Genomic DNA, 14,519 nt, shown 5'->3' with positions numbered 1-14,519 from the left:
TTCCGACCTTTATTCAGGCTTAATACTTATACAAAGCACATTTCTGAATGTAGTTAGAACATTAATTGTTCCTTATGCAGCATTTAAGAAAGTATTTGTGTACAGTACTCGCTCTTTTATTAATCGAGTCATGGGATAATTATGCTTATTCCCAAACAGCTATTTCATCTTATACAGTATCTGTAGTAAATCCACCTAATAGCACTTACAGCGCTACGGCACCTAGTGATGCAAGTAATGACATCAACTCAGGACAAACTTACGATGTAAGCTATGGTAGAGGTGATGACTACAATCTTGTGAGCTACACTATAGCTGGAAGAACTTACGCCAACTCCCTAGAACCAGACACCTTGGTTTTAAGAAGAACAGATGGCGGAAGGTTTGTCAATATCTGGTATACGCTCATCGATATAGACGTTCCACTACTATTTGGTACTACAGAGCTTATAATGGATGGACAAGAGGTAGAAGATGCTGATGCCTTGTATCAAACAGGAAGTCTAATCAGTGGCTATGACAATATTCTAGTAAATGTAGACAACCAAGCTTCTGGAAGTATTCAAGCACAAATAGAAAGAGTAGATGCTATTTGGAGAACTGGAATAGTTACATGCGAACCTGACAGCGCTGTTTTTCCGGTAATAGAAAGAGGTGGCAATGACAGTATAAAAATTGCCGCAATTACCGCTCTAGACAACAACGGTAATCCTTCGGCATATAGCAGCATGGTAGACATTGTAGACTCCGACTGGCCACAATCGGGTATCTATTATGACGACTACTTGATTTTAAGAAGGCAAACCGTGGGCGAAAACCCTTTGCCTCTATTGAATACTGGGGTTATTGCTGGCCAACCAGGCCAAGTAATACAAGGAGTGGCAGTTTCATTTACAGAATTAGGTATCTCTGCCGGGCAAATAATCTATGGATACTCTCTATTTGCCTATGATACTAATGATACCGATCATGACCTTACTGACATTTCAACCTTCCCTACAACTACCTCTGCGGCAGCTTCAGGTCTAGATTTAGTCGCAGGTGTTTCCGCTGCTGTATCGGCAGATGATTGCTTGACTCCAGCAATTGGTCCTGGCGGATACAAAGCCGCTCTTTCAACTTGGCTAAAAGCCAATGAAACAGCAGACGTTACAACTTCTACAGAAGGTTCCACCATCACCGATTGGCAAGATCACTGGATAGGCAATCATGATTTTACAACCAGTGTAACCTCTCCTATTTACAGAAGCTCCACTTCTAACATCAACTTCAATCAGACAGCCGACTTTACAAGTACAGATAGAGGATTAACCACTTCCAATAACTCAGACTTCAACAATAATGGAAGTAGTTATGAGAATAAGGGCATATCCTTAGTATTTAGAACAGACAGTGATGTTACCACAAGGCAAGTACTTTATGAGCAGGGAGATGATAACCGAGGCATTAATATTTATATAAGAAATGGATCACTTTTCACACATGCTTGGAACAGAACAAGTGATGGCACAGGGGCTCCATGGAATACTGGAGACAACACTTCTAGTATCTCTATTACTGGCGATACTGAGTACGTACTCACTTTTGAGCTTGAAGGAAACTCCTCTATATCTGGTAGCTTTAGGGCCTACCTCAATGGTCAGATAATCGGAACTGTTCCAAATATTGGGTTATTGTTTTCCCATACAGGAGATATCAACTTAGGAAGATCTGGAGCAGCCCAAAGGTACGATGATGGCTCAAATTCAAATGCCAACTCCTTTAGAGGTGAAATTCCTGAGTTCATATACTGCAATGAGCCCGGAAGCTTTACTGCTTCTACCAGAAACAAAATTGAGAGCTACCTAGCTCTTAAGTATGGCGTAACATTAAATCAAGGTACCCCGATAAATTATGTCAATTCATCAGGAGAAATCATATTCAATACTACTCTCAATGCCAGTTTAGGAGGATACTTGGAGTACAATAATGATATAGCGGGTATTGGAAGAGATGATAACTCAGAATTCGAACAGCAGAAATCTAGAAGCGAAAACAATGGTTCTGTAATCACCATAGATAATGGGGCTAGCTTCAATGCAAACGACACTTGGTTGATTTGGGGAAATGACGGTGGCAACGCTGATGACCTTAGTCAGGCATCAGATGTGCCATCGATCATTAACAATAGAGTGGATAGAGTTTGGAGGGTCTCTGAGAATGGCAGTGTTGGCACGGTTGATATTTCATTCGACCTTAACGAAGTTACCTTTAGCGGTAGCCCAACTAGTTCAGATTATAGCCTCTTAATTGCGGCTAACAATTCGGCAGGTAACTTCTCAAATGCACAAATAATAACGGGAGGTGTAGTCAACGGGTCAACGCTTACTTTTTTCGATGTTGACTTAGATGATGCGGAATACTTTACGCTTGGCACAGGATACATAGATTGTGGGCCAGGTGGAGTAAGTACCAACCTTGCCCTATGGTTGAAGGCAGATTTAGGACCTAATTCTACCTCAGGAGAAGTAACGTCTTGGGAAGACCTAGCCTCTGGCAACAATGCAACAGGAAGCTCAGGCACCGTTCCATCGTATCTTTCTAACAGCATCAACTTTAATCCAGCCCTAGATTTTGACGGTGTCGATAACGTATTAACCTCAGCAGACGGGTTCTACACCCATGCCTATTACTTGGTGCTCACACCAGACGATACCTATACTAGCGCCACAACGCGACAAGTTCCACTAGGCTAGGATGACTCTTCAGTGACAACAACCAGTAGCATAGGCGGCTTTTATTTAGGTGGAATTTTCAGTGGATCGGATGATGTTCTTGGGCACCTGGTAGGAAATGGAGCGAATAGTTATGCTCAATTAAGAGTAGATAATACCAAGACTATACCTGCCAATATTCCACAACTCTTTGAAACTCGTGAAAACGCAGGAGCTACTGCTTCTGGTATTTTCCAGAATGGCATACAAGTAGATAATGCAACAAGTGGAAGTGGGTATTTGGCCGTCTCAAACGAAGAATACGCCATTGGAAGATTTGAAACACCAAATGACTTCTCTTTTACCAATTTCTTTGACGGAAAACTAGCTGAAATCATTTCCTTCTCAAGCAGGCCAACTGATGCTGAGAAAAACAGAATCCAATCTTACCTAGCCATTAAGTACGGAATTACGATAGATCAAACCTCTCCGCAAGACTATGTAAACTCAGCAGGAACAACCGTTTGGAACGCAACCACCAATTCTGGCTATGCCAATGATATTGCGGGAATTGGAAGGGACGATGACTCATGCCTTTCTCAAAAACAATCTAAAAGTTCCAATTCAGGGAGCATTGTAACAATCGGAAATGAGGGCATATTTTCTAGTAATGTCACCAACCCAAATTCATTCGATTCAGACAACACCTTCCTGATCTGGGGTAATGATGGAGACAACCCTGCCCAAGCCAATGCTAATACGGTAGATGTTCCTGGAACGGTAACAGAACGAATGGAAACCATTTGGAGAGTAGATAAAACGGGAACTATAGAGAATAACTCCATTTCTTTTGACTTATCTGGGTTGGGCTATTCCTCTTCGGCTACAGATTTTCAACTAATAATATCAGGTTCGCCTACAATGGCTTCGGGCTCAACCATTACAGGTGGAACGTTTAACGGTAATGTATTAACCTTCAATAACATAGAGTTTTCTGATGGCGACTACTTTACCTTAGGAACGGCCAGAGAAACCTGTGGACCTGGAGGAGTAACCACAGATTTAGCCTTATGGCTCAAAGCCAATGAAGGAACCAATACCACTACAGATGACAGCAACATTTCTTCTTGGGCAGACCAAAGTGTGAATAATAGAAATGGTACAGAATTAGATCTTGGAGGGGTAAATCCTGTAGAGCCAACATATCAGACTTCAGAAATCAACTTCAACCCAGCTATTCAGTTCTCTGACCCGAACTCAACTAATGCGTCCTATATTGAAACGACTAACGGCAACAACGTAAGTGGCGATTTTACCATTATTACCGTCTTTGAGTCTGGTCAACTTGGTGGTGATACTGGTGATTTTGAAAATGCCCCAGTGCTATTGGGTGCAGGCACCTCTGGTACAGATTTAGATTACGGACTTGGTATTGCAGAGGGTAGAATACATTTAAATGCTGCGAATAACGATGACCTTACGGTTAGAAGTACTGCAGGCACAACCTACATAGATTTTGAACCATACATTGCTACAGCTACTCGTGTACGGTCTACTGGAGCACTCGCCCTATATATCAACTCTGCCAGTAATGCTACTGGTACGGGAAGCACAAGCACCTTCTCCAATCCTTCTGGTTTTGGTATCGGGAATAATCCTAGCCCGACTGTTGGCTCTCAGTTTGCCGGCAGAATCGCTGAATCTATAGTCTTTTCAGATGACCTTACTACTGCAGAAAGACAAAGAGTAGAATCTTATCTAGCTCTAAAATATGGAATAACCAGAGGAGGCAGTTCAGCATACTTAGCATCTGATGGCGGTACTATATGGAGCTACACTTCAGATGCTTCATACAACAGTGATATTGCCGGAATTGGACGCGATGACAACAGCTGTTTATCACAACTGAAATCTAAGAGTGAAAACAATGACGCAATTGTTACCATGGAAGTAGCTTCTTTCAACACAGACGATTCGTTTTTAATATGGGCAAATGATAATGCACCAATGGAAGATCCTGATAACAGGGAGTATAATAGTAGTCAGGTAAACAGTAGACTGAACAGAGAGTGGCATGTTCAGGAAACCGGAACAATAGGAAGTGTAACCCTAACATTTGATGTATCAGATATTTCTGGGCCTTCTGGTGCTGGGTCAAATAATCTAAACTTGCTGAGATTAATGGTTGATGGAGACGGTGACTTTTCTTCCGGTGTCACTCTTTATTCACCGTCTTCCATCAATTCATCAGAAAAAACAGTGTCCTTCACCGTTAATTTCAGCACTGGCCAATACTTTACCTTAGGGTCTGAAGAAATTGGAGCCCTGCCTATTGAGTTACTCGCATTTAATGCAGCATTCAACTCTGAACTAAACTCAGTTATGATTCAATGGAAAACCATTAATGAAGAGTCTAATACCATGTTTGAAGTTCAACGAAGTAATGATGGGCAAGCCTTTAGCACACTTCATGTAATGCCAGGAAAAGAACTTCCAAGCGAAGTGGCTTATAGACACATAGATGATAACCCAGAGGAAGGAAGAAGCTACTATCGCCTAAAAACTACCGATAGAAGTAATAATGATAGCTTCTCTAGAATTGTGGCCGTAGATGTAGCATCAGGTAATCATGAAAATGGAGCAATTTATCCGAACCCCGTAAGGCGTGGTTCTAAAGCTCAGATAAGGTTAGTTTCGCACGAGTTCAATGATCAAATTAGAATTGAGGTCATTAGTCCAGATGGTGTTGTTCTATACACGGAAGACAAACGGCTAAACCAAATGAATGCTAACCTAGAAATACCTACTGATAAATTAAGAACGGGTATCAATTTGGTGAGGGTAAAATGCTCTCAAGTAACTAAAACTTATAGGTTGCTTATTAGGGATTAGGTTTCAGCAAGCTTGAGAAAACAAGGCCATTGTTAAAAGAAGCTCGTTGAACTGGACTAAACAAAGCCTGCAATGCCTGAGGTATGTCTTGTAATTTAGGAGCCTGAAGCCGAGTGGTAAGCCTGAAAAAAATGATCATCAAGGAAACTAAAAGCTTGTTCTTCCTATTAGATGATGGTTTAAAATCAGTTACTAAAAGTGTTCCGTTTTGAGACAGCAAGCCTGCTAGTTTTCGAATGGCCATGCTCAAAAAATGTTCATTAAAGCAATCCAAAAAGAAATTACATATAATGAAATCATATTCTCCATGATGCTGAAAAAAATCCATTTCTAGAAATCTCACAGTTTCAAGCTTTCCAGCATTTTCCCGAGCTTCCAATATCATCTTAGCCGAGAGCTCTACGTAGTCTATGCATTTAACGTGCAGAAAAGCAGGATGCTTAAGGATTCTTCCAGTTCCCCCTCCAACAATTAATACCCTGTCAGAACTCTTCATTTCGCCCAAATAATGCATTTGAGCTTTCAGCAATTTTTCTCCGAATATTAGCTTAGCCAGCGCATCATAAAAAGGTGCTACTAAATCATACTGATTCTCTTTCATACTAATGGCGCAATACCTGGTAGAAAGAAAATTCCATCGCTCAATATTCTATAGAGCTGATATTTTCGAAAATATTGAGGCCTAATCACCAGTATTAAAAGGGTGGAAACCATCAATATTAGAATTGGATAGGCCGCAGACAGATTGGTGAGATAGCCAAAATACTGAATTAGCAGAGTGCATAAAACCAATAGAAATAGAAGTAATCGCTTAACCCTTAATTCTCCAAGCCTTGTCACCACGGAGCTTTGATTATCACTTTTGTCTAGCTCTACTTCATAAGAAGGAATTATCAATAGGTTAGCATAGGCTAGAATCCAGAAAATTAGTAACAAGACCACCCATTCAGCCTCAACAGTTTCGGCCAAACTGAGCGGAGCGGTGGCAATGCCAGCAACATACACAGTTGCCGCGAATAGCTCCTTGCTTATGGCTCTCTTAGCCTGCATTAAATAGACAAAATATAAGCCACTTAGACCTACAAGGACTAAACCTAAGTAGATAGTCTCTTTTGGTAAATACTTTAAATTGTAAAGACCTAAGGCAAAAACTATTAGCGCAACTGAAGAAACCTCCTTGAAATATCTCTGATGAAATGCATGCCTTGGGTTATTCGCTCTTCCCTTGGTCTTATAAGCATCCCTTAAATGATCAAAGGTGTAGATTAACCAAATAGCAATGGTCAAGCCTATCATGATGTAGGCAGAAACTTCAACATTCATAACCCTAGCCAAAAAGAGTGATGATATCACTGCCCCAATGGTAATATCAAGGCTTAGGTTTTGTATGAAATGAATAATTCTTAGCATAAAAAAACCCTGACTCAGAAATGAATCAGGGTTCAATTTATAATAAAATGTTGTTATCCTAGCTAGCAGAGGCCAAGGCTTCAGCACCACCAACAATCTCAAGGATTTCTTTAGTAATTGCCGCCTGACGTGTTCTGTTATAAGTCAATTTCAATTCTTTCAATAGTTCAGCAGCGTTGTCCGTTGCCTTACCCATGGCTGTCATTCTAGCACCATGCTCGGAAGCATTAGATTCTAGAACAGCTTTGTAGAATTGAATTTTCAACGATTTAGGAATCAATTCTTCAACAATAAAGTCTTTAGATGGCTCATAGATGTAATCGATGCCTGTGTTCACAGTCTCTTCTTGTTCAATTTCTACTATAGGTAGGAATTGCTCTGTTTGAACTATCTGAGTGGCAACGTTTTTAAATTCGTTGTACACCAAGTAAACTTTATCGTATTTTCCTTCAGCATAAGAGTTCATGGCATATTCTGCTGCCTCTCTTACGTTGTCGAAAGTTAAGTCACCGAAAACTTCGTAGAAGTCGTTCACCATAGGGTAACTCTTCTTTCTGAAGTTGTCATAAGACTTCTTACCAATTGGAAGAACCTCAACTTCTTTGCCTTGCAATTCATCAGACTCGATTAATCTTCTGCAAGCCTTAACCACATTTGAGTTGAAGGCACCACACAGACCCCTGTCTGAACTTACTGGTACAATTAGCACTCTTTTCACTTCTCTTTCTTCTGAGTAAGTGTTCATGCCTTCTTCATTATTTCCTGAAGAAACATTGGCCAAAAGTGCCGCCAGTTTTTCTGAATATGGTCTAAGCTGAACAATTCTATCTTGAGCTCTTCTCAGCTTGGCTGCCGCCACCATTTTCATGGCTTTGGTAATCTGCTGTGTAGAGCTTACCGACTGAATTCGTTCTTTAACTTCCTTTAAACTTGCCATAATCTATGGTTATGGGTTACCCCAAAAATCAAATTAATATTTAGCAGAAACTTCCTTAGCAACTTGCTTGATAGACTCAATAGCGCTGTCATCTAATTTTCCAGCTTTCAATAAGTCTAGAGCAGCTCTGTGGCTGTTTCTAAGTACCATTAAGAATTCTTTCTCGAACTCTCTTACTTTCTCTACAGGTACCTTGTCAATTAAGCCCTTAGTAGAAGCGTAAATAATAGCTACTTGCTCTTCTACAGGTACTGGAGAGTACTGTCCTTGCTTAAGGATTTCTTGGTTTCTTCTACCTCTATCAATAGTCAACTGAGTTGCAGCATCAAGGTCTGAACCGAACTTAGCAAATGCCTCTAGTTCACGGAACTGAGCCTGGTCTAGCTTCAACGTACCAGATACCTTCTTCATTGACTTGATCTGAGCTGAACCTCCTACACGAGATACTGAGATACCTACGTTAATAGCAGGTCTCACACCTGAGTTGAAAAGGTTAGTTTCCAAGAAGATCTGACCATCAGTAATTGAAATTACGTTGGTAGGAATATAAGCAGAAACGTCACCAGCTTGAGTTTCGATAATTGGAAGTGCTGTTAATGAGCCACCACCTTTAACTTTTCCTTTCAAAGAATCAGGAAGGTCGTTCATATCTGCAGCAATGCTGTCATTAGCATTTACTTTTGCAGCTCTTTCCAAAAGTCTTGAGTGAAGGTAGAATACATCACCAGGGTAAGCCTCACGTCCTGGAGGTCTTCTCAATAGAAGAGATACCTCACGGTAAGCTACAGCTTGCTTAGAAAGGTCATCATAAACCACTAGGGCCGGACGTCCTGTATCTCTGAAGTACTCACCAATAGCAGCACCAGTAAATGGAGCAAAGAACTGCATTGGAGCAGGATCTGCAGCAGAGGCAGAAACTACAACAGTATAGTCCATAGCACCACCTTTTTCTAGAGCAGCTACTACACCAGCAACGGTAGAAGCCTTCTGGCCTACAGCAACGTAGATACAGAATACAGGCTCACCTGCTTCGTAGAATTCTCTTTGGTTAATAATTGTATCGATTACAACGGCAGTCTTACCTGTCTGACGGTCACCAATAACAAGCTCTCTTTGACCACGACCAATTGGAATCATTGAGTCAATAGCCTTGATACCTGTTTGAAGTGGCTCGTTTACTGGCTGACGGTAGATTACACCTGGTGCTTTACGCTCCAAAGGCATCTCGAAAGTTTCACCAGCAATAGGACCTTTACCATCGATAGGCTCACCCAAAGTGTTAACCACACGGCCAACCATACCTTCGCCTGCCTTAATAGAGGCAATTCTACCGGTACGCTTTACAGTGTCACCTTCTTTGATTTCTGCTGAGTCACCAAGCAATACAGCACCTACATTGTCTTCTTCAAGGTTCAATACTAACGCATTCAAACCATTGTCGAATTCCAACAATTCACCTGACTGTGCTTTAGACAGTCCGTAGATTCTGGCAACACCATCACCCACTTGTAATACGGTACCTACTTCTTCTAATTCGGCTTCCGATTTGAAGTTTGAGAGTTGCTCTCTTAAGATTGCTGAAACCTCATCTGGTCTTACATCTGCCATTTTATAATCGTATTAAGTGTTATCTAATTTCTTTAAAATACCTTTTCGCAATGATTCTTAGTGAACTCAACACGAAGTGCCTTCAATTTCGAGCTAACGGAATCGTCAATTTGTCTATCTCCAATTTTCAAGATAAACCCTCCAATTAAAGCTTCATTAACCTTTTCGGTAAGCTCTACTTTTCTTGAAGTAATTTTTTCTACCACCGACTCGAACTCTTTTCTTAGAGCGTCTGTCAATGGGAAGGTAGTTGTAACAGTTGCCTCCTCTATGCCCTTATGAGCATTGTATTGGTGGTGAAACTCTTCTGCCACAGCCACCAAATAAGCCTCTCTTTGTTTCTTGGTAAGAATAGTAAAGAACGACATGGTCAATTCACTTACCTTACCTTCAAACACCTTCTTCAATACGGCCAACTTTTTATCGTGCGTAATGATTGGGCTTTTCAGCATCATCACTAAATCGCGGCTTTCTTCAGCAGTTTCAGAAAGAAGCTGCATGTCTTTATTCACCTCTTCTAAAGTACCTTTTTCAACCGAAAGGTCTAGAAGTGATTTAGCGTATCTGGAAGCAATTCTATATTCAGACATTCGTCCGGATTTAGTTTAAGTTCAAATCTTTTACATACTCATCAACCAAAGCTTCTTGAGCCTTCTTATCGCTCAATTGCTTTCTGATGACTTTCTCAGTAATATCTAAAGAAAGAGCAGCTACCTGAGTTTTTACTTCTGCCAAAGCAGCTCTCTTCTCATTCTCGATAGTTGCTTTAGCATCTTCAAGCATTTTAGCTGTGATTTTGCTAGTCTCTTCTTTTGCCTCCTCTTTAATAGAGTTAGCAGTTGCCATTGCCTCTTTTAAGATAGCGTCTCTTTCAGATCTTGCTTCAGCCAAAAGCTTCTCGTTATCGGCCTGAAGTGCCTGCATGTCTTTCTTAGCTTGCTCTGCAGCTAAAAGCGCACTTTCAATAGTTTGCTCACGCTCCTTTAACCCACTAAGAATAGGTTTCCATGCAAACTTACCTAAAACGATAAGTAGAATAATGAAAGCTACTGTTTGTAGTATAAATAAACCGGTATCTGGAATTAATAAGTCCATTCTGTTAGTGTTTTAATAGAACAACTCTAGACCTGCCTAATGCAATGGCCTAAAGTTGTTCAAATGGTTTTTTAAAGTGCCTCTACAATTTTGCCGTTAGATGCAATCAAGAAACATGCAACAACACCGAAAAGAGCAATTACCTCAATAAGAGCGGCAATGATCAACATACCAGACTGCAATTTACCAGCAGCTTCTGGCTGACGAGCCATACCTTCCATAGCGGCAGCACCAATTTTTCCGATACCTAAAGCTGCACCAATTGCAACTAGGCCAGCGCCAATAGCAGCTCCTAAAAGAGCGATACCAGCAGATAATAAAATAGCTAACATAAGTTTGTTATTATAAATGAAACAATGGTTCTAATTAATGGTGGCCGTCATCTACCGCCTGACCGATGTACATCGATGAGAACAGGGTAAATACATACGCTTGAATAACGGCTACTAATATTTCAATAAGCGAGATAACAACAGAGAACAATGTTCCTGCAATTCCTACCGCCATATTGTTTAGAATGAAACCTAAACCTACAATTGAAAGCACTACAATGTGACCTGCTGTAATTGAAGCAAACAAACGTAGAGTTAAAGAAATAGGCTTAGTGAAAATACCAATTACTTCTACAATCAAGATTACAGGTCTTACAGGAAGTGGCACACCAGGAGTCCACAAAATGTGAGTCCAGTAAGCCTTCTTACCATTAAACTGAGTAATGAAGAAAGTAAATAGTGCCAAACACATGGTTACTGCAATGTTACCTGTAAGGTTAGCCGCACCAGGAGTAAGACCTAATAAGTTATTGAATAGAATAAAGAAGAACAGCGTAAGAAGGTATGGCATAAAACGCTCATACTTATGCTCACCAATGTTCACTTTAGCAATATCGTCTCTAATGAAAACAATTACAGGCTCAAAGAGTGACTGCATACCTTTAGGCGCTCCAAGTCCTTTCTTATATCGTTTTGCAATAGTTAGGAATACGGCAAACAAAAGAACCATACTAATGATTAATGAAGCCACATTCTTGGTAATAGAAATATCTAGGAATCCTGCTTGAGTCATACCAGGATGGTCATCGCCATGAGCATCTTCTTCTGCATGTGTTGCTTCTTCTCCATGAGAATCTTCTTCTTGATGCTCATTTTCTGAAACTTCTTCTCCGTGAGAATCGTTACTGTGCGATGTAGATGGAACGTAATCTTCAGTTAATTTGAAAAGCTTACCATGATCGATGTAGTAGCCACCATGAGGAATTGGGTTATGGTGCTCATCTTGGAAATCTGATGACATGAACACTTTTAAACCGTCTTCATGGTCATAGATAATGACTGGTAGAGGAATAGTTACATGGGTATGACCGAGCGTAATAATATGCCACTGGTAATCATCTTTGATGTGGTGCATAATGAAGTCGGTGCCACCACCCTCTTCTTTAGCCTCGTCACCGCCAGATGCTGCCCATAAATTTGAAGAACTTGCCAGACCAAAAACAGCTACTAAAGCGCTAGTGATCAATAAATTGAGAATGTTAGTTCTGCTTTTTTTCATCATTAGTTTTCACCCTCTCCCGAAATCGCGCGCAAGTTAGAGAGAATGGCATATATTTCAAACACTAAGTAAAATAAATAGAGTACAAAGAAATTGGCTACCCAAAGTCTCTTATCTTCTAAACCCAAGAAAATTACGGATCCGAGAAAAATCATACTTAAAACCATTCTCAAAACCGTTAATCCAATAAATATATTTGGCCTAATCTGAGGATCTAAAGAAGTGAATGCCCAGTAAGATACTAGCACCACTATTAAACCCAACACAGCCGAAAAGATCATGATTGTCCAAATTCCCTCATGAAGCAACTGAATATCCATTTGCTGCAAACTGAAAACGATTGCGCATAGGATCAAGCTAAATATCAGAGATTCAATAATTTGGCGCCCCAAACTTTTCATGGCCGCAAAGGTAGGTCTATTTTGGCTCAATGTTCTAAGTTTTTGACTTTAAAGTTTCCCTGAATTTAAAGAAACACCCAACACTATATTAAAGAGTAAAAAAGGAAGATTGACTCACCAATAAGGAGCTTGTTTGTTAAGAGGCAAACCACTATGGGCTGAAAGCACCATAGTTCCAGAAGCAACTGAAAGTCGCTTTGAATGGCCGACTAAGAAAATGTACGTCCCGAAAGTTTCGGGATTAGATTTACGATTGACGTCAATTAAACCCCGAGCATTATCAGGGCGTAAATCGTAAATTCCAGGATGCTTTTAAGAAGCTAAAGCCAAATGCACTAAAGTGCATAGTTTTAACTCCTTTTGTGACCAATAAAAAATGGTATAACAAAAGAGCTACTCCTTTGGTAGCGATCTGTAAAGCTGATAGATGCCTCCACCAGCACCAATTAAAACCATAATGATTACGAAGAGTGAATTACCTCCATTCCACCATTGATCCATCTTGTAACCTAACCAACCGCACAAGCCAATAGTGATGAACAGCTGTAAGCCCAGCTGAGAATATTTGAGATAGTTATTAGGCTCTTTTAATGGCCTTTTCTGCGACACGGCTCTGAGGAGTTATAATTTCAATTTCTTTAGCCAGATGGCCCATCTTACAACCACCGTTAAAAGTTGCACCTGGTTCTACCACCAATTGATTAGTTAAGATATCTCCGTTGATTACAGCACTTGGCTTAAGAATAAGCATTTCGGAGATTTCTATGTTTCCACGAACCTTGCCTGCAACTTCTGCTGTTCTGGCTACTACGCTGCCATCTACGTAAGCCTCTGCCCCTAAAACAAACTTGGCTTTTGCCTTAACGTTACCATAGATTTTTCCTTCTATGCGAACATTGCCTTCAGATTCTAGGCTGCCTTCTAACACTGTTTCTTTGCCAATGATGTTACTTGATTGACTCAGGTCTTCAGTTGATTTTTTGTCTTCTTTAGAAAACATGGTTGGTCTCTATTTAGTTGATTCTAATTGGTCTTAAAAGGTAATGAATTCTTGTGGGTTTACAGGCGAACCATTAAACCATAATTCAATATGCAAATGCGGACCACTGGTCAACTCTCCCGTATTTCCAATAATTGCTATAATATCTCCGGCAGAAATTACATCTCCCACAGCCTTCATCACTGCCGAATTATGCTTGTAAATAGAAATAAGGTTTTCTCTATGTTGAACCGCAATAATGTTTCCGTCATCTTGCGTCCAGCCAGTAAAAACGACCGTTCCATCTGCAATAGATTTAACTGGCTCATCTTTTTTAGATACTATATCTATACCAAAATGTCCCTCTTGTGGATCGAAAGTTGCGACTACAAAACCTGTTAGAGGAGGAAAAAAGTAGGTATTTCTTAACTCTAGGTTATCCATGCTAGAACTCAGCAAGAAGTCTCCTCCACTACCACTTTCAAATTCAGATTTAAATATGCTATCTGTCTTAGCTATTTGGTCATAGTCGGTTTCTTCTTGACTACTCGCCTCAGCGCTCTCAGGTATCTCATTGGTAGTAACATCGCCCTGAAGTACCTTCTTTATGCTTTGTATAAACTGATCTCTGCTTTCTAATTCAAAAGAAAGCGAATCGAGCTCAAAAGTAAGTTCTACCAATTCCTGACGGGTCTGTCTTTCGGCATACCTCGGGTCGAACCATTGGTCTAAAATGGTATTTACCAAATAAAAGCTGAGTGCGAATACCACCAAAAAGCCTAGAAAAGCAAAGAAAATAATCTTGGCGTAAGTAAATTTATAGGTGGCCTTTTCAGAAAAGTTCTCCTCATTCTGAATGATAAGTATATGACGGGCATTAAGCCAGTTAGAAAGCGTCTTCTTAAATCTAGCCACTTATACAAAGGTCAAGGTTGGCAAAAATATTCATTAAT

The 14,519-nt window shown here is 40.3% G+C and carries 14 protein-coding genes; 2 read left to right on the top strand and 12 right to left on the bottom strand.

The features are described 5' to 3' along the window. The first annotated feature begins 74 nt into the window (after positions 1 to 74). The gene (locus T7867_RS06970; RefSeq protein ID WP_322300010.1) at positions 75 to 2,735 is read left to right on the top strand and encodes a hypothetical protein; all 2,661 of its coding nucleotides are present in this window, start codon (positions 75 to 77) and stop codon (positions 2,733 to 2,735) included. Between the two features lie 12 nt (positions 2,736 to 2,747). Then, a complete protein-coding gene (locus T7867_RS06965) occupies positions 2,748 to 5,585 on the top strand; it encodes a hypothetical protein (protein WP_322300009.1) in 2,838 nt (945 codons plus the stop codon). Here T7867_RS06965 and T7867_RS06960 read toward each other — a convergent pair. The 12 genes from T7867_RS06960 to T7867_RS06905 all read right to left on the bottom strand — a co-directional run bounded on the left by T7867_RS06960 (position 5,575) and on the right by T7867_RS06905 (position 14,481). Beyond that, entirely contained in the window at positions 5,575 to 6,186 is a 612-nt protein-coding gene (locus T7867_RS06960) for a class I SAM-dependent methyltransferase (RefSeq protein WP_322300008.1), read from the bottom strand. The genes T7867_RS06965 and T7867_RS06960 overlap by 11 nt on opposite strands. Continuing rightward, positions 6,183 to 6,995, bottom strand: coding sequence for a hypothetical protein (locus tag T7867_RS06955; RefSeq protein WP_322300007.1), 813 nt, complete (start codon positions 6,993 to 6,995; stop codon positions 6,183 to 6,185). The genes T7867_RS06960 and T7867_RS06955 overlap by 4 nt, the downstream gene beginning before the upstream one ends. 58 nt (positions 6,996 to 7,053) lie before the next feature. After that, complete coding sequence (gene atpG, locus T7867_RS06950; RefSeq protein ID WP_322300006.1) at positions 7,054 to 7,932, bottom strand: ATP synthase F1 subunit gamma; 879 nt, start codon at positions 7,930 to 7,932, stop codon at positions 7,054 to 7,056. A 33-nt stretch (positions 7,933 to 7,965) separates the two neighbouring features. Next, on the bottom strand, positions 7,966 to 9,540 hold the full coding sequence (gene atpA, locus T7867_RS06945; RefSeq protein WP_273514390.1) for a F0F1 ATP synthase subunit alpha: 1,575 nt from the start codon (positions 9,538 to 9,540) through the stop codon (positions 7,966 to 7,968). 32 nt (positions 9,541 to 9,572) lie between these two features. Next, complete coding sequence (gene atpH / locus T7867_RS06940; RefSeq protein WP_322300005.1) at positions 9,573 to 10,130, bottom strand: ATP synthase F1 subunit delta; 558 nt, start codon at positions 10,128 to 10,130, stop codon at positions 9,573 to 9,575. Positions 10,131 to 10,140: 10 nt separating this feature from the next. Beyond that, positions 10,141 to 10,635 (bottom strand): F0F1 ATP synthase subunit B, encoded by a 495-nt coding sequence (locus T7867_RS06935; RefSeq protein WP_273514391.1) that lies wholly within the window; start codon positions 10,633 to 10,635, stop codon positions 10,141 to 10,143. A gap of 71 nt (positions 10,636 to 10,706) precedes the next feature. Further along, positions 10,707 to 10,967 carry an ATP synthase F0 subunit C gene (gene atpE, locus T7867_RS06930; RefSeq protein ID WP_288340540.1) on the bottom strand — a complete coding sequence of 87 codons (261 nt, stop codon included), beginning with the start codon at positions 10,965 to 10,967 and terminating at the stop codon, positions 10,707 to 10,709. A 34-nt stretch (positions 10,968 to 11,001) separates the two neighbouring features. Beyond that, on the bottom strand, positions 11,002 to 12,189 hold the full coding sequence (gene atpB, locus T7867_RS06925) for a F0F1 ATP synthase subunit A (protein WP_322300004.1): 1,188 nt from the start codon (positions 12,187 to 12,189) through the stop codon (positions 11,002 to 11,004). Beyond that, positions 12,189 to 12,506: a hypothetical protein gene (locus tag T7867_RS06920; protein WP_273273408.1), complete on the bottom strand. Its 318-nt coding sequence runs from the start codon at positions 12,504 to 12,506 to the stop codon at positions 12,189 to 12,191. Before T7867_RS06920 ends, atpB begins: the two co-directional genes overlap by 1 nt. Positions 12,507 to 12,980: 474 nt before the next feature. Continuing rightward, a complete protein-coding gene (locus tag T7867_RS06915) occupies positions 12,981 to 13,196 on the bottom strand; it encodes an AtpZ/AtpI family protein (RefSeq protein ID WP_068217179.1) in 216 nt (71 codons plus the stop codon). Then, positions 13,165 to 13,587, bottom strand: a complete 423-nt coding sequence (locus tag T7867_RS06910; RefSeq protein WP_068217177.1) for a bactofilin family protein — start codon at positions 13,585 to 13,587, stop codon at positions 13,165 to 13,167. Before T7867_RS06910 ends, T7867_RS06915 begins: the two co-directional genes overlap by 32 nt. 33 nt (positions 13,588 to 13,620) lie before the next feature. Continuing rightward, positions 13,621 to 14,481, bottom strand: coding sequence for a M23 family metallopeptidase (locus T7867_RS06905; RefSeq protein ID WP_322300003.1), 861 nt, complete (start codon positions 14,479 to 14,481; stop codon positions 13,621 to 13,623). Positions 14,482 to 14,519 lie beyond the last annotated feature (38 nt).

This window comes from Roseivirga spongicola, assembly GCF_034376045.1.
GTDB lineage: Bacteria > Bacteroidota > Bacteroidia > Cytophagales > Cyclobacteriaceae > Roseivirga > Roseivirga spongicola.
This window is presented reverse-complemented; position numbering and strand designations above follow the sequence as displayed.